Annotated in this window: 20 protein-coding genes and 1 other RNA gene; 16 read left to right on the plus strand and 5 right to left on the minus strand. The window is 40.2% G+C overall.

Going from position 1 to position 14,152, the window contains the following annotated elements:
- Positions 1–207 precede the first annotated feature (207 nt).
- From CL42_RS06300 to CL42_RS06355, 13 genes are all read left to right on the plus strand, one after another.
- Complete coding sequence (locus tag CL42_RS06300; RefSeq protein ID WP_035266252.1) at positions 208–438, plus strand: hypothetical protein; 231 nt, start codon at positions 208–210, stop codon at positions 436–438.
- Positions 435–875 carry a hypothetical protein gene (locus CL42_RS06305; RefSeq protein WP_035266255.1) on the plus strand — a complete coding sequence of 147 codons (441 nt, stop codon included), beginning with the start codon at positions 435–437 and terminating at the stop codon, positions 873–875. The genes CL42_RS06300 and CL42_RS06305 overlap by 4 nt, the downstream gene beginning before the upstream one ends.
- Positions 872–1,273, plus strand: a complete 402-nt coding sequence (locus CL42_RS06310; RefSeq protein WP_035266257.1) for a hypothetical protein — start codon at positions 872–874, stop codon at positions 1,271–1,273. Before CL42_RS06305 ends, CL42_RS06310 begins: the two co-directional genes overlap by 4 nt.
- Before the next feature lie 10 nt (positions 1,274–1,283).
- Positions 1,284–2,297, plus strand: coding sequence for a hypothetical protein (locus tag CL42_RS06315; RefSeq protein WP_035266259.1), 1,014 nt, complete (start codon positions 1,284–1,286; stop codon positions 2,295–2,297).
- Positions 2,298–2,308: 11 nt separating this feature from the next.
- Entirely contained in the window at positions 2,309–3,157 is an 849-nt protein-coding gene (bet, locus tag CL42_RS06320) for a phage recombination protein Bet (RefSeq protein ID WP_035266261.1), read from the plus strand.
- Positions 3,138–3,755: a lambda exonuclease family protein gene (locus tag CL42_RS06325; protein WP_035266264.1), complete on the plus strand. Its 618-nt coding sequence runs from the start codon at positions 3,138–3,140 to the stop codon at positions 3,753–3,755. The genes bet and CL42_RS06325 overlap by 20 nt, the downstream gene beginning before the upstream one ends.
- Before the next feature lie 130 nt (positions 3,756–3,885).
- Positions 3,886–4,125: a hypothetical protein gene (locus CL42_RS06330; RefSeq protein ID WP_035266267.1), complete on the plus strand. Its 240-nt coding sequence runs from the start codon at positions 3,886–3,888 to the stop codon at positions 4,123–4,125.
- The gene (locus CL42_RS06335; protein ID WP_035266270.1) at positions 4,125–4,511 is read left to right on the plus strand and encodes a hypothetical protein; all 387 of its coding nucleotides are present in this window, start codon (positions 4,125–4,127) and stop codon (positions 4,509–4,511) included. The genes CL42_RS06330 and CL42_RS06335 overlap by 1 nt, the downstream gene beginning before the upstream one ends.
- Positions 4,511–4,903, plus strand: coding sequence for a hypothetical protein (locus tag CL42_RS17390; RefSeq protein ID WP_035266272.1), 393 nt, complete (start codon positions 4,511–4,513; stop codon positions 4,901–4,903). The genes CL42_RS06335 and CL42_RS17390 overlap by 1 nt, the downstream gene beginning before the upstream one ends.
- The gene (locus CL42_RS17000) at positions 4,896–5,072 is read left to right on the plus strand and encodes a hypothetical protein (RefSeq protein WP_155756963.1); all 177 of its coding nucleotides are present in this window, start codon (positions 4,896–4,898) and stop codon (positions 5,070–5,072) included. The genes CL42_RS17390 and CL42_RS17000 overlap by 8 nt, the downstream gene beginning before the upstream one ends.
- Entirely contained in the window at positions 5,065–5,265 is a 201-nt protein-coding gene (locus CL42_RS06345) for a hypothetical protein (RefSeq protein WP_035266274.1), read from the plus strand. Before CL42_RS17000 ends, CL42_RS06345 begins: the two co-directional genes overlap by 8 nt.
- Positions 5,262–5,588, plus strand: a complete 327-nt coding sequence (locus CL42_RS06350; RefSeq protein WP_035266276.1) for a hypothetical protein — start codon at positions 5,262–5,264, stop codon at positions 5,586–5,588. Before CL42_RS06345 ends, CL42_RS06350 begins: the two co-directional genes overlap by 4 nt.
- A complete protein-coding gene (locus tag CL42_RS06355) occupies positions 5,585–5,764 on the plus strand; it encodes a hypothetical protein (RefSeq protein WP_035266277.1) in 180 nt (59 codons plus the stop codon). Before CL42_RS06350 ends, CL42_RS06355 begins: the two co-directional genes overlap by 4 nt.
- Here the strand turns inward: CL42_RS06355 and CL42_RS06360 are convergent.
- Positions 5,761–6,903, minus strand: a complete 1,143-nt coding sequence (locus tag CL42_RS06360; protein ID WP_035266280.1) for a tyrosine-type recombinase/integrase — start codon at positions 6,901–6,903, stop codon at positions 5,761–5,763. The genes CL42_RS06355 and CL42_RS06360 overlap by 4 nt on opposite strands.
- A 197-nt stretch (positions 6,904–7,100) precedes the next feature.
- Positions 7,101–7,461, minus strand: a transfer-messenger RNA (tmRNA) gene (ssrA, locus tag CL42_RS16640).
- Positions 7,462–7,593: 132 nt separating this feature from the next.
- On the opposite strand from ssrA, the gene glpK reads away from it, so the two are divergent.
- Positions 7,594–9,078 (plus strand): glycerol kinase GlpK, encoded by a 1,485-nt coding sequence (glpK, locus tag CL42_RS06365; RefSeq protein ID WP_035266283.1) that lies wholly within the window; start codon positions 7,594–7,596, stop codon positions 9,076–9,078.
- 52 nt (positions 9,079–9,130) lie between these two features.
- Here the strand turns inward: glpK and CL42_RS06370 are convergent, their stop codons facing one another.
- Entirely contained in the window at positions 9,131–9,628 is a 498-nt protein-coding gene (locus tag CL42_RS06370; protein WP_035266285.1) for a thioesterase family protein, read from the minus strand.
- A 108-nt stretch (positions 9,629–9,736) separates the two neighbouring features.
- Between CL42_RS06370 and hemB the strand changes: the two genes are divergently transcribed.
- Both hemB and thiO read left to right on the plus strand, forming a co-directional pair.
- Positions 9,737–10,747, plus strand: coding sequence for a porphobilinogen synthase (gene hemB, locus CL42_RS06375; protein WP_035266288.1), 1,011 nt, complete (start codon positions 9,737–9,739; stop codon positions 10,745–10,747).
- 200 nt (positions 10,748–10,947) lie between these two features.
- Positions 10,948–12,054: a glycine oxidase ThiO gene (thiO, locus tag CL42_RS06380; protein ID WP_035266290.1), complete on the plus strand. Its 1,107-nt coding sequence runs from the start codon at positions 10,948–10,950 to the stop codon at positions 12,052–12,054.
- Here thiO and CL42_RS06385 read toward each other — a convergent pair.
- Together CL42_RS06385 and CL42_RS06390 are read right to left on the minus strand one after the other, a co-directional pair.
- A complete protein-coding gene (locus CL42_RS06385; protein ID WP_035266292.1) occupies positions 12,051–12,962 on the minus strand; it encodes a TIGR01777 family oxidoreductase in 912 nt (303 codons plus the stop codon). The two genes, thiO and CL42_RS06385, sit on opposite strands and share 4 nt — an antisense overlap.
- Before the next feature lie 64 nt (positions 12,963–13,026).
- The gene (locus CL42_RS06390) at positions 13,027–13,479 is read right to left on the minus strand and encodes an ABZJ_00895 family protein (protein WP_035266293.1); all 453 of its coding nucleotides are present in this window, start codon (positions 13,477–13,479) and stop codon (positions 13,027–13,029) included.
- Between the last annotated feature and the right edge of the window lie 673 nt (positions 13,480–14,152).

The following is a 14,152-nucleotide window of genomic DNA, read 5'->3' on the forward strand; positions in this document are numbered from 1 at the left end:
AACCCACCCGATCGGTGGGTTTTCTTTTGTCTATTAAAACATAAAAATATAAATATCGGTTTTTCTATAATTTTATCGGATTTCCTATTGACTAATAATATCGGAAATGCGATATTTACCTCACAGACAATAAAAAGCCCCGAAGCATAAATCTTGCAGGATTACTTCGAGGCTCTTGTAAACACTTGCACGCTTACGGAGTTAAGTATGAATCAAATACATCCAAAGAGTCAAACAACTCAAATCCTATATCAGCCACCTACTAAGACTGAAATGAAACCTAAGTCATTCATTAAAGACACTATTCACAACATTGTTATGGCCCTAGTCGTAGTTTCAATTATGAGTGGTCTCACAACTGCTTGCTTCTATGCAGCTGATAAAGAAGCTGAATATCAACAAAATCAAGCCGAAGTTCGTGCGGAGGTGGTGAAGTGAGTAATCGAATTTATAGTTTTTCAGGCGATGAAAATTGGGCTGATTATGAAAATCCTGCCGAAGCTCTGGAAGAGATGTTGGATGATGACTCTCTTGAAGTTGGAAACACATTCCTAACAGGCATTAAGCGCACCCCATCACCAACACAATTCATTCTTGATGCAGATGAAGTATTAGAAAATTACGACTGTCGTATTTACGACAACTACCTAAGTGATTACACAGGTGGGAATACTGGGTCAAAGGATGTTAGCGATGAGGCGAAAAATGAGCTTAATAATTTCCTGAATAAGTGGGCTGAAAAGTATTTGGTTATTACATTTTATGAAGTTGATTGTGAAGAAGAAATTCCTGTTACCCAAGAAATGATAGACGCATTCCATTCGAATGAGCCAATCCCTTTGCCAGAGTTCAAATTCAAGGAAGCCGAACAATGAACGCAATATCAATTCAAACTGACTTGTTAGCTCCCTGTTTTCCAGCTTTTAAAGTTGAATCGGAAATTGTCTTAGGCGATCGAATCCAATTTGTTTTAAGCCTTGGTTGTTGTTCGATTGATTGCTCAATGCCTGTGCTTAAAACCACACAAAGCTTTTTGATTAACCACACCTCCGATCCACAAAACGAAATTGATTTAGATATCGACTCGTGGAAAGCCATTGAGAATACGCTTGTTGATGTGCTTGCAAGTGATGGTGTGGCGATTCAAGAAGGTCAGCAATTCATGCTCACAGATGACCAAATTTATCGATTAAATGAACGCATCGAGTGGGCTGTTGAAGAAGCTTTTGAAAAGGAATTAGCAGCAAAGAAGTTGGCTGCTGAAGAATACTGAGGGACTGGAAATGAATGCAAAATTTGAATTGGAAGTTTTGAGTGAAAACTCAAATGAGATTGTTGAGGCTTTTAAGACTGAAGGTGGTGCGCAATCCTTGTTTGATCGCATAGCAACCCAAGCTCGAACAATTGTTCCTGATTTATCGACTGATAAGGGTCGCAAAGAGATCGCATCGATAGCTCGTAAAGTTGCTTCCACAAAAACTGCTTTTGATGCTCACGGCAAAGCCCTTAAAGAGCAATACACGGTAATCACAAACAAGATCGATGCAGATCGAAAACTATTCCGTGACCAGTGTGATGCACTACGTGATGAGATTCGCAAGCCGTTAACTGATTGGGAGAATGCTAAAAAAGCACGCGAAGCAGAGATTCAGAGCAAAATAGCTGAATTTGATAAAGGGCGTATCGATATTGGTTCTCCTGCTGAGCTAATTAAATCAGTAATAGCCGAAATCGAATCAATCGAGATAGATGACTCATTTGATGATTTCAAGGACGTTGCAAAGCTTCGTAAATATGAGTGCTTAGAGCACATGAAAGTCATATTGATCGAACGCGAAAAATTTGAAGCAGAGCAAGCAGAACTCGAAGCACTGCGCCTTGCTGAACAACAACGCATTCAGCGTGAACATGAGGAAAAAATTGCTCGTGAAGCCGCTGAACGTGCGACCCGTGAAGCGGAGGAAAAAGCTCGTTTAGAGGCTGAACGTGTACAACGCGAAAAGTTTGAAGCAGAACAACGTGAAGCTCGACTGAAAGCTGAAAAAGAAGCTGCTGAACTGCGTGCTGTACAGGCTGCTGAAAATGAACGTAAGCGTATTGAAGCGGAGACTTTTGCTAAGGCTGAGGCAGAGCGCAAGGCTGAAGAAGCGCGTTTGGCTGATGTGGAGCACAAAAAGCAAATCTGTGGCGAGGCGCTTAAAGGTTTGACTAATCTTGGTGTGAGTGCTGATCAGGGCAAAGCTATTCTGAATGCAATCAATAAAGGCCTGGTGCCTCACGTTTCGATCAAATTTTAAGGAATAAAAATATGAATGCACCAGTACAAACGAATTTAATTACCGCTCAGATCAGTCAACTTTCTACTGTGCTTGGTTTGCACAACGTTGATCCCGCTGAGCTTGAGCAAACTTTAATTCAAACGGCTTTTAAATCATCGACACAAATTACACGCGAGCAAATGGGCGCACTGCTGATTGTTGCAAGTCAGTACAAATTAAATCCATGGACCAAGGAAATTTACGCTTTCCCTGATAAGAGTAAAGGCATTATTCCTGTAGTGGGTGTTGATGGTTGGTCTCGCATCATCAATAGCAACCCAAACCTTAACGGAATTGAGTTTGTATTTTCGGACAACATGGTTCGTATGAATAAGGCAAAGGTTGATTGCCCTGAATGGGTGGACTGCTTGATTTACCGCAAAGACCGTGAACGCCCCACTGTGGTTCGTGAATATTTGGATGAAGTATATCGTGAGCCAATGGGTGCTAATGGTTTTGCGGGACCATGGCAATCTCACCCTAAGCGTTTTTTGCGCCATAAGGCTTTGATTCAGTGCGCACGCTTAGCTTTTGGTTTTGTTGGTATTTATGACCAAGATGAAGCGGAACGAATTCAGGAGAATAGCTCACCAAAAACAGTTAGTGGCTTCGATGAAAATACAATCCCCGATGGTTATGATGAGTTTGAGTTGCAGCATCTGAATGAAATGCGCGCCTTAGCTCTTGAGGGTCTTGAGGCTCTTCAGGCTGGTTTTGATTCACTACCTAAAGGTAAATGCCGTTCTCACTTCTGGACTATTCATAAAGAGTCGCTTAAAGCAGCAGCAGAAAAAGCAGATCAATCACATGGAGAGACTTATGAACATTCTCCAGCGTAATGATGATTGGCATGCTCAAAGATGTGGAAAAGTTACCGCATCGCGCATAAAAGACATGGGTGCTAAGCCAACTAAAGGCAAGAAGTATAACGCCTTAACACTGACTATTCTTTCTGAGCGCATCACTGGCGTTCAGGAGGAATCAAAGCCGACCGCATTGATGCAATGGGGTATTGATCAAGAGCCTTTTGCAATTACTGCTTATGAAAATGAGCGTGGTGCGATTGTTTCAAATGTGGGGTTGGTTGACCACCCTGCTATTGAAATGAGTGGGGCGAGTCCAGATGGCTTGGTTGGTAAAGATGGTCAATTAGAAATTAAGTGCCCATCCACGACTACACACTTGAACACCATTTTAATGGATGAGGTGCCTGCTGAATATATTCCACAGATCACATGGCAGTTGGCCTGTACTCGTCGAGCATGGTGTGATTTTGTGAGTTACGACCCTCGCCTACCTGAACATTTACAGCTTTTTATTAAAAGAGTTTATGCAAAGGACTTAGATATTCAGGGTGTTGAAAATGAAGTGATTGCTTTTAATCGCAATGTCGATATCGCCTTAAAACAGCTACAGGCTTTCGAGGTGGCAGCATGAGCTTTACATACAGCAGTCGCACTCGCACAGTTGAAATCACATGCAAAGGCAGAGTTAAAACTTATAGAGATATCAATCTGTTCGGTATTGAGGCATGCATTAAAGACTTTGTGAGCACGTGGGGGTATAGATGATTTTTAGAATAAAACAGCGTGACCTTCAAGCCTTCAAAATTTGGCTTGTACTGCTCGGATATGTGCGTAAAGACCTTGCTGACGGTGGCGCGACATTTAAAGGCAAAGGCACAAAGTTAGATTATGTGCTTATTGATTCAAAGATGAGTGGCAACTCTGCATGTCAGAAGTTGTATGAAGAATTTAAAGTCCATTTGGTTAGTCCATTGGATGTGAAATTGGCGAAGGTGGCGTGATGGGATCTAAAAAATTATGGTGTGTAGGCATGCGCCCCGAGGGAGACAGCCCTCACGAACAAACACCTGCGATGTCCAGGGAATTGGCGGAACGCGCAGTAGAACGTTATCGCGCTATGACGAAAGCAGAAGGCAATGAGTTTTTAATCGCAACATTTGATGATTGGTGCCAAGTGCAGCAGTGGCATTTTACTCGCACTGAACACGTCAAAAAAATGCTGTACACAGATGATTGGTTTAAACAGCCGATGTACCAGTGTTTTGATCTACCTACAGCGTGCAAAGTTTTTAAATATGGTGAGATTGTTGAATGCTACAAAAAAGGCTCATCACCACTTACTACATCAAATTTTGAAGAAGCTAAGCGCTTCTATGAGGTGGCGTGATGGATATTAATAAAGAAAGAGAGGCGTTTGAGCGATTTAAAGCCGAAAAAATAGGCATAGCTTACGATGAGCTTAAAACAGATCTTGATGATTGTGAGCGAAGATTTGGCAAAAGATATGCTGGATGGAACTTTTCAGATGATTGGGAATTATGGCAAGCAGTCAAAGCCCAAGCAGTGCCTGAAGGGTTTGTTTTGGTGTCGAAAGAGCTTCCTGAGACTATTGCTGAAGCCATGGCACTAGAACGTGTTCCTAAGCCTTTCGGGGAGACCGATCCTGTATGGATTGAGATATCGGAAAGGTCTTATAGAGATAGTCTTTTAAGAAAGAAATGGGATTTGTGGCGTGACTATAAAGCCATGCTCGAAGCACAGGAGCCGTCAAATGATTGAAGCAAAATTAAAATTCGTAGGTAATAAAATGTTTTGTAATGGATTTGAGATATCCCAGAGCGCATATGGCTGGCATGTCTTAAATACAGATGGTGGATTGGCGATTGGTGTTTCAGATATTGAAGATGCGGTGAATTTTTGTATAAAGAAGGAGCCAACCAATGACTGAAATTCAACGCACAAACATTGATTTTGCAAAGAACTTTCTTGAATTGATTGGTCCACGTGTAGGAAATGGAACAGGTATTCAAGGCACGTTAACTGATGGTGAACTTGGTGCTCTATATCACATCGTTCAAGAATGGTTGATCGAGCATGATTTGCCCGAAAGCGTGGTGGAGAGTTTGGGAGAAGTGTCGTGAATCTAATTGAGCAATTGGGCGGGTATGATAAGGCACTAAAAGCAAAAGAATGGCTAGTTAAGAATAGACCAGTACATGATTGGATGAACCCTATTCTTGATGAGGCCTTGCTAAAATACCGCCGACAGCACAATATTTTTGAAGAAAAAGACAATATCGTATTTGTTGATGACTTTATGCATGGTGAATTGATGGCTGTTGCATGGGTTCGTAATAGTGAAGTTTGGATGGATGATGGTGCTAAGCGATGCACGAACTTAACAATGATACGCCACGCCACTCCTGAAGAAATCCAAGCAAATAAAAGATTGGAGGTGTTATGAAATGGTACTCAATGAGCCAAGTATCCAAAATGCTTGGCTTTGGGAGTGTGAATACTTTCAAAAAGCACTATCTTGAAAAGTATCCTCCTGATCGTGACACCCCAACTTATAAGGGCTACACGGAAAATACCTTATTGAAAATGAAAGCTGAAATTTTGGGACAAGGCGCTAATTAAGCGCCTTTCATCCAACTATCAACCTCGTCAGAATACCACTCCATTAACTCAACCCTTTCCTCCCAGTATTCAGCACGGTTGTAAATGCCACGAATACGATCTTTAGGAACGTGTGCAATCTGGTATTCAATTGCATCAGATCGGAATTTCTTAGAATTATTAGCATGAGTTGAAAATAGTGATCGGAAGCCATGGGTTACCATCTGACCGCCATAACCATTTCGCTTAATCAGCGCCAATACTGAATCTGACGGCATGTGATGACCTAAACGACGACTATTTTTAAAGATATACCCATCATCTTCACGATTATTATATAAGTCTAAAAATAATTGTTTGGTTCGTTTTGTGAGTGGTACCGCATGATCTCGGCGCATTTTCATTCTTGATGCGGGAATCACCCATACATCATTCTCAAAATCTATTTCACCAGTATCCCATCGTGCTTTTAATAATTCAGAAATACGAACCGCTGTGTAACATGCAAGCTTCGCTGCGTGTAACACTGATTGAGTTGTGATGCCTGAATGCAGTCTTTTCCAAAACTCAGGCATCTCAGATGCTTCTAGTGATGGCATGTTTCTAACAACTTGTTGTGGAATAACATCACCCACCAATGCACACGGATTCTTTTGCGTGTAATCAGAGGCAATAGCGAAGTTGCACACTTCATTTAAAAGTCTGAGAGAGCGCTTTGCCGTCTCAAGCGTGCCCTTGCCAACCATTTCTTTAACTTTCTTTACGACCTGCTTTCTTTCTAACTCATCAATTGGTGTGTGTGCAAAATCTTCTGAAATGTAATTAAGGCGATAAATCACTGTATTGATGTATTTTTCATTTGACCAGCGTGGCTTCATCATTGCGACCCACTCAGCAATCACCTCCTTAACCATTGGTGAATCTAAGACTTTGCCTTGTGCTTCAGCTTTATATTGTCGCGCAAGCTGGCGAGCTTCTTTGCACCCAACATCAGGATAAACGCCTAATTGCTTACGAGTCTGTTTACCATGAACCCGGTAAGATAAAACCCATGTCTTTTTACCCGACGGCAACACATCAACCGACAATCCCTCACCGTCCGCAATCGAATATCTTTTTTCTTTTGGTTTTAAGCTTTTTACTTGAGAGTCGGATAGCACTTTTTAAGCCCCTGTTACACGCGTGTCACACCTGTGTAACACTGTATCGTGATTAAGTCTGATTAACAATGATTAAGACTGATCAAGATTGACAGAAACATCAGGCGATAAAAAAGCCCTAAGTCATTATAACTTAAGGCTTTTAGGTCAAATTTGATCGAGATTAATTAAGATTGATCAAATTTGATAAAGTATATTGGTGGAGATGGCGGGAGTCGAACCCGCGTCCGCAAGCACTACACTCGAGATTACTACATGCTTAGATATCGTCTATTGTTTTAACCCTCAAAGACCCGACGAACAGGGTTAAGAGAGCGATCCTTTAAGTTTAGTACAACACCCCAAGGCTTGATGTTATACGGACTTGTGTGCGTGCGCTTCAGTCGGGATCTCTAACCACAAGTATTCAGAGATGCGGACAAGCTGCCCTTAGGCAGCTAGAGCGTAAGATTCGTCGTTTGCGACTATTTAAAATGCAAATTTTATTTACGAGAGAAAATGCGCTCTCGGCATGCATCTATGAGTTTCATCACCAGCGTCGAAGCCAGGAACATCCCCAAAGTACAACGCAATCATAGCATAAAAGTTTGAAAATACGACCTCTAATTTCACAACAATTACACATACACATGCGCTTATTTCAATAATTGAGATAAAATCCCTTTTTTCAAGTTCAAAATTGCATATTTTATGAGTTATTTACTTGCACTGGATCAAGGGACGACGTCAAGTCGTGCGATCATTTTTGATGAACATGGAAACGTTCATGCAACAGCTCAAAGAGAAACTAAAATACGAACCCCAAAGTCAGGCTGGGTAGAGCAAAATGCACAAGAGATTTGGAGCTCACAAATCGCAGTGGTACAGCAAGCAATTGCTGATGCGCGATTACTGCCTAAAGATATCAAAGCTTTAGGCCTAACCAATCAACGCGAAACGACAGTGATTTGGGATAAAAAAACTGGTGAACCTCTAGCCCCTGCGATTATTTGGCAAGATCGCAGAGCGAGTGATTGGTGTAATTCCCTCATTCAACAAGACTTACAAACCAAGATAAATTTCACCACAGGACTCCGCATTGATCCTTATTTCAGTGCTGGAAAATTAGTGTGGTTACTTGAAAATATTAATGGTTTAAGAGCTCGTGCGGAACAAGGCGAAGTGGCTTTTGGAACCATTGATAGCTGGTTAGTTTGGAATCTCACTCAAGGTGCTGAACACGTGATTGAAGTCTCGAATGCTTCAAGAACCATGTTAATGAATTTGCATACCCAGCAATGGGATGACGAATTACTCGCACTATTTAATATCCCAAAAGCAATACTACCCAAAATCGTGGCTTCTGATTGCCATATTGCCAATACAGCCAAAGGTCTCTTAGGTGCAGAAATTCCAATTACAGGGATTCTAGGTGATCAACAATCAGCCTTATTTGGTCAATCATGTTTTGATATAGGCTCAGCAAAAAACACCTATGGTACTGGCTGCTTTATGTTATTCAATACAGGTGATCAAATTCAACTGAGTCAGAACCAGCTTCTCTCCACTTTAGCTTGGCAATGTAAAGAACACACCTCGTATGCGCTTGAAGGTAGTGTTTTTATGGCTGGTGCAATTGTACAATGGTTACGTGATGGACTTGGAATTATTCAAAGTAGCCAAGAAGTTGAACAATTGGCGTGTCAAGTTAACAATACCGATGGTGTCGTACTTGTTCCTGCCTTTACAGGCTTAGGAGCACCTCATTGGGATACGGATGCCCGCGCATTATTATGCGGTATGTCTAGAGGGACAAATAAAGCACATATTGCGCGAGCAGCTCTCGAATCAATCGCATTTCAAGTCGCTGACGTTTTGAATGCCATGCAATCTGATATTCGAAACCCTTTAAAAGAATTACGTGTAGATGGTGGTGCGAGTCAAAATGATATGCTAATGCAATTTCAAGCCGATTTACTGAATGTTCCTGTGTTAAGACCGCAACTTTTGGAGTCAACGGCTTGGGGAGCTGCGGCAATGGCAGGTTTAACTGCAGGTGTATTTAAAAATCCGTCTGATATTGCGGCATCATGGAAATTGGAAAAAGCCTTTGAGCCAACAATGTCTGAAGATCAACGTCAATTTCATTTACATCAATGGAATAGTGCGTTAAAACGTTCAAGATCAGATGTTTAGTATAAAAAACCGCCTACAAGGGCGGTTTTTTTATAAGAGATACATAGATTTTTCAATATGCGTATGAAGCAATACCTGTTGCAATTGCTTTACCTTCATCATTCACCATATTCATGCGCATCGTACAACCTTTGCGACCCATGCGTAGGACTTCAGCAGTGGCAATAAAATACTTTCCGCGCCCTGGTGATAAATAATCCACTCGCATATCCACTGTTGCTAAACGTGAAACTTTCTTTAAAGTTTCAGGCAACATATCAGGCTCTGCACGCTTGTAAAGCTCGCCCATTGCAACAATCCCGCCAATACTATCGAGTAATGTTGCTGCTACACCGCCATGCAAAATTTGGAAAGAAATATTACCAATGAGATTAGGTTTCATCTCAATATAACCTTGGATTTCACCTTCTACGACACGCATTTGCATTTCGTTGTAAGCGAAATAAGGAGAGGTATTAAATACTTGAGTGAGTTGATTTAATACCACTTCAAGATCTGGTTTAGCACCTAAATGGAGGTTACCCATCCATTTTTTTTGGGAATCGTTCATACAAAACTCAAATTAACATCATGAGAAAAAACCATCAGCATTTTCCCAAAAACCGCCTTAAGGGGGCTACAATTAGACCCAAGTAAAATACCAAACATCGAGATTGTGATGACTTATACGTTTAATCGCCCTGCTTTTCCTGCAACACGCATGCGCCGTATTCGAAAAAATGACAAACTCAGAGCGATGGTGAGAGAAACACATCTTTCTGCTGAACATCTCATTTATCCGGTATTTGTTCTACCAGGTCAAAATCAAACCCAAGAAATACCTAGTATGCCAAATATTCACCGTCTTTCAGCTGATTTGTTGTTAAACAAAGCTGAAAAACTTTTAGAATTAGGTGTATCTAAATTAGCTTTATTCCCAGTTACCCCACAAGAAGACAAAAGTTTAACTGCTGAAGCAGCATGGAGAGATGATGGTTTAGTTCAAAGCACTGTCCGTCTTCTAAAAAAAGAATTACCAGAAATGGTACTCATCACTGATGGCGCTTTAGACCCTTATACAACACACGGTCAGGATGGCATCATCGATGAAACAGGTTATGTCCTGAATGATGAAACTGTTGAGTGTCTGATTAAACAAGGTTTAAGCCATGCAGAAGCAGGAGCCGATGTTTTCGCACCGAGTGATATGATGGATGGTCGTATTGCTGCGATTCGTCAAGCATTTGAAGCAAATGGTCATCTTTATACCAATATCATGGCTTATTCTGCCAAATATGCATCAAGCTTCTATGGTCCTTTCCGTGATGCAGTGGGTTCAGCATCTAATTTAAAAGGTGGTAATAAGTATAACTACCAAATGGATGTAGGAAACCGAGCTGAAGCTCTTCACGAAATTGCACTAGATATTCAAGAAGGTGCAGACATGGTGATCGTAAAACCAGGGATGCCATATCTAGATATTGTACGTGAAGTTAAAGACACATTTGGCATTCCAACATTTGTTTATCAAGTGAGTGGTGAATATGCCATGTTGGCAGCAGCAATCCAAAACGGCTGGCTTTCTGAAAGTGTGATTTTAGAATCATTGATGAGCTGTCGTCGTGCTGGTGCAGATGGAATTTGGACCTATTTTGCTGAAGATGCTGCAAAAATGCTTAAAGATCTGTAATACACTATTGAATCAAAAGCGCTTTTCCATAAAGCGCTTTTTTTCTACTAAAATCATCATCATTGTATTCGAGACCCAACTTTTAACTCACTCATTTAACATCTTACATCTCATCGATCTCTTTACATCATTGAGATTATTTGCACGATTAGAGCTTGAATATGGTCTAATACACCCCGTCATTTTGAAGGTGGATAAAAATGCACGTTGCCATCATTGGATGTGGAATTAGCGGCTTACTAACAGCGCTTGAATTACTCGAACAAGGTTGTGAAATTACCCTCATTGATCAAAAACAAGCAGCTAAAGCTGCATCTTGGGCAGGTGGTGGTATTTTGTCACCTATGTATCCTTGGCGTTATCCCAAAGCAGTCAATCAATTGGCACAACATGGTAAATCGTTATATCAATCTTGGAATCAAAAAATTCAACCATTGAGTGGCATTGATTTCGAAATTCACGATTCAGGCATGTTAATTTTTGATGAAGATGATTTTGAGATTGGACTCAGTTATAAGGCGCAATATAACGAGCCGATGCAGCATTGCGATTTACTCGACGAGACTCAATTAAGAAATCTGAATCCACGAGTTTCTAATACTTTCAAGCAGGCTTTGCATTTTCCACAATTGTCTAATGTTCGTAATCCTCGTCTTTTAAAGTCTATTCTGACTTATCTTAAATCACATTCAAAAGTAAAGATTATCGAGCATAAGTGGGTAGAAAAATTACTGATTCAAAATCAGCAAGTGCAATCCATTGTTCTGCATGATCAACATCAAATTAAAGCTGATCAGTATGTTATCGCTACTGGAGCTTGGTCGGCACATTGGGCATCACAACTCGATTTCAATATCCCTGTTCAACCTGTTCAGGGGCAGATGATCCTATTCAAAACCCCTGAAAACTGGCTACCCACGATGTGTATGTACAATGTCATGTATATGATTCCACGTCGAGATGGCCATATCGTCTGTGGTTCCAGTATGGCGGAATTAGGTTTTGAACATCGCCCAAATTTGAAAACACAACAATCCATTTACCAAGCATGCATTCAACTCATACCTGAACTTAAAAATTTCCCGATTGTGCGACAATGGGCAGGCTTGAGACCTAGCTCACCTGATGGAATTCCGTATATCGGTTTAATGCCTGAAATGAAAAACTTATGGGCGAATTTTGGTCATTTTAGAAATGGTTTATGCATGGGGCCAGCTGCAGCGCAGTTACTACGACAACTCATGCTGAATCAGACCACCCTCGTTGATCCTAGACCCTATGACCCATCTTTGAAGTTTCAAGTTTAATGTGATGGAAGTAGTTGCTCCAACGCCATTGTGAGTTCTGGATACTGAAATGTATAACCTGCTTGAATAAGTGCTTCTGGTATAACGTATTGTCCATTTAAAACCAATTGAGACTGCTCACCTAACATGATTTTAAACAATGAATCAGGCAGACTTAAAAGCGGTTTCTTGTTTAAAATTTTTGCTGCGGTGCGAACAAAATACACCTGATTCGTTTGTTCAGGAGCAACGAAATTAAAAACTTCGTTTGGAGTGTCATTCAACATCAGAAATTCAATCGCCTGAATCACGTCCTGAATATGAATCCATGCTAAGGGCTGCCGACCTGAACCAATTTTACCTACCAGATTAAATCGAATCGGTAAGAGTAATTGTTGTAAAATTCCTCCGCCATGCCCAAACACCACGCCTAAACGAATGACCTTAATATCAAACTGATTTTTGTGTTGGAGCGCCGACCTCTCCCACTCTTGGCAAAGTTCGGACATAAAGATCGGTTGAGATGATCCCTGCTCATTGTTTTTTTCTGACCATTCTTGATCAGGATCAATACCATAATATCCTACAGCAGAACCAGAAATAATTCGCTTGGGATGTTGCTGATGGGTCAGCAGATAATGTAATAATGCATCGGTCGTATTCACTCGGCTGTCGATGAGTTTTTGTTTTCGCCTTTGCGTCCAGCGACCATCACCAATACTTTCACCCGCTAAGTTAATAACATAGTCAATTTGAGCGTGTTGGATATCATCGAAAGATTGAACCCATGTCAAACGTGGATGCTTCATTTTTGGATTGGACTGTCGGCTTAAACCAATCACTTGATAATCTTGATCTAGCAAATATGCAACCAAATAAGATCCAATAAAACCTGTTGCACCAGTAACCAAAACGCAAGGATGATACATAGAAATACTCTTATGATCTGATCCCTCTATCATGGTGAAAGATGCCTTTGAGCTCAATTCATGATTACTTATTTACCACCAATTTATTCGCCATGCGCTTCGCTTGTGGACCATAAAACCAAAAGGTAATTAAATATAATGGGATCGCCAGCATCAAAATCATAATTGCACTGAGACTTAAGAAACTGGAATTTTGGACATAGAGTAAAAAGTTCTGCCAAATTTCAGGGTCTTTTCTCGAGAAAAATAAAATACTTAAAAAAACACCAAGAAAGTTATAGCCCCAAAAAATCAATGTAAAGCCTAATGTGAATTTTTTACGTTCTTGATCCGAAGGTGCACGTTGTTGTTGATGAATAAATTTATATAAAACAACAATCATCGCTATTAAATATGGAAGTGCAGTGACTATTCCTGCAATTGCCGAAGGCAATAACGCTGCCAATATACCTGCAACCAGCGTTAATCCTAAGCAAAGTAAAAAGAACCATAAAAAATATTTTCTTAAAGAAACCATAACTCTCAGACGCAATAAATTCCTGTCACAAAGCATAACCGAAAATAAATCAAATATTTTTAATTTTCTTGTCAACCGAATCACAACCTTATGCGTTATATAAGGTACAAGGTCAGTAGCAACCGCGTAGTCATTGCACCGGCATCCGCAATGATACACGGTGACCTTATACCCCAATGAGACCTATAAATCATGCTTCTTGCAGAAAAATTTAGTTTAGCAGCCTAAATTTGAATGACTGAAGTATTTTGGCCGACGATTTCACATCACTCGAATCGTCGGCTTTATTTTTGAACTTAATAAATTTTCTAAATATACTTTTATCCATAAAGATGAGACAACAATCAGAATAAATCCTAGTCGCAATGTATAAAGAAAAAATTAAACATAAAATTAGTCTAAAAAAACGTCTAAATTTTAAATCAGACTTTTGGGATGTATTGAATTATCCCTTCACTCGCTTTCTTATCGGTATCGTATTAATTTGCTATTGCACTGTTTTTCTTAAAGCTTTTCTTAATCATCAATTTCACATACCGCTTACAATCATCAGTTTACTCTGTGGTGTTTTTTATCAAAGTTATCAAATCATTAAAAATAAAGAAAAAATCTTAATTTATTCAATTTTAAGTCTATTTCTGAGTGCACTTTCATTTATTTCTATACAGAGTTA

The organism is Acinetobacter sp. Ver3 (genome assembly GCF_000632455.1).
Lineage (GTDB): Bacteria > Pseudomonadota > Gammaproteobacteria > Pseudomonadales > Moraxellaceae > Acinetobacter.

Coding starts and splice junctions, on each gene's coding strand:
- CL42_RS06300 (WP_035266252.1), top strand. CDS start 208: ATGAATCAAATACATCCAAAGAGTCAAACAACTCAAATCCTATATCAG.
- CL42_RS06310 (WP_035266257.1), top strand. CDS start 872: ATGAACGCAATATCAATTCAAACTGACTTGTTAGCTCCCTGTTTTCCA.
- CL42_RS06315 (WP_035266259.1), top strand. CDS start 1,284: ATGAATGCAAAATTTGAATTGGAAGTTTTGAGTGAAAACTCAAATGAG.
- bet (WP_035266261.1), top strand. CDS start 2,309: ATGAATGCACCAGTACAAACGAATTTAATTACCGCTCAGATCAGTCAA.
- CL42_RS06325 (WP_035266264.1), top strand. CDS start 3,138: ATGAACATTCTCCAGCGTAATGATGATTGGCATGCTCAAAGATGTGGA.
- CL42_RS06330 (WP_035266267.1), top strand. CDS start 3,886: ATGATTTTTAGAATAAAACAGCGTGACCTTCAAGCCTTCAAAATTTGG.
- CL42_RS06335 (WP_035266270.1), top strand. CDS start 4,125: ATGGGATCTAAAAAATTATGGTGTGTAGGCATGCGCCCCGAGGGAGAC.
- CL42_RS17390 (WP_035266272.1), top strand. CDS start 4,511: ATGGATATTAATAAAGAAAGAGAGGCGTTTGAGCGATTTAAAGCCGAA.
- CL42_RS17000 (WP_155756963.1), top strand. CDS start 4,896: ATGATTGAAGCAAAATTAAAATTCGTAGGTAATAAAATGTTTTGTAAT.
- CL42_RS06345 (WP_035266274.1), top strand. CDS start 5,065: ATGACTGAAATTCAACGCACAAACATTGATTTTGCAAAGAACTTTCTT.
- CL42_RS06355 (WP_035266277.1), top strand. CDS start 5,585: ATGAAATGGTACTCAATGAGCCAAGTATCCAAAATGCTTGGCTTTGGG.
- glpK (WP_035266283.1), top strand. CDS start 7,594: ATGAGTTATTTACTTGCACTGGATCAAGGGACGACGTCAAGTCGTGCG.
- CL42_RS06370 (WP_035266285.1), bottom strand. CDS start 9,628: ATGAACGATTCCCAAAAAAAATGGATGGGTAACCTCCATTTAGGTGCT.
- hemB (WP_035266288.1), top strand. CDS start 9,737: ATGACTTATACGTTTAATCGCCCTGCTTTTCCTGCAACACGCATGCGC.
- thiO (WP_035266290.1), top strand. CDS start 10,948: ATGCACGTTGCCATCATTGGATGTGGAATTAGCGGCTTACTAACAGCG.
- CL42_RS06385 (WP_035266292.1), bottom strand. CDS start 12,962: ATGTATCATCCTTGCGTTTTGGTTACTGGTGCAACAGGTTTTATTGGA.
- CL42_RS06390 (WP_035266293.1), bottom strand. CDS start 13,479: ATGGTTTCTTTAAGAAAATATTTTTTATGGTTCTTTTTACTTTGCTTA.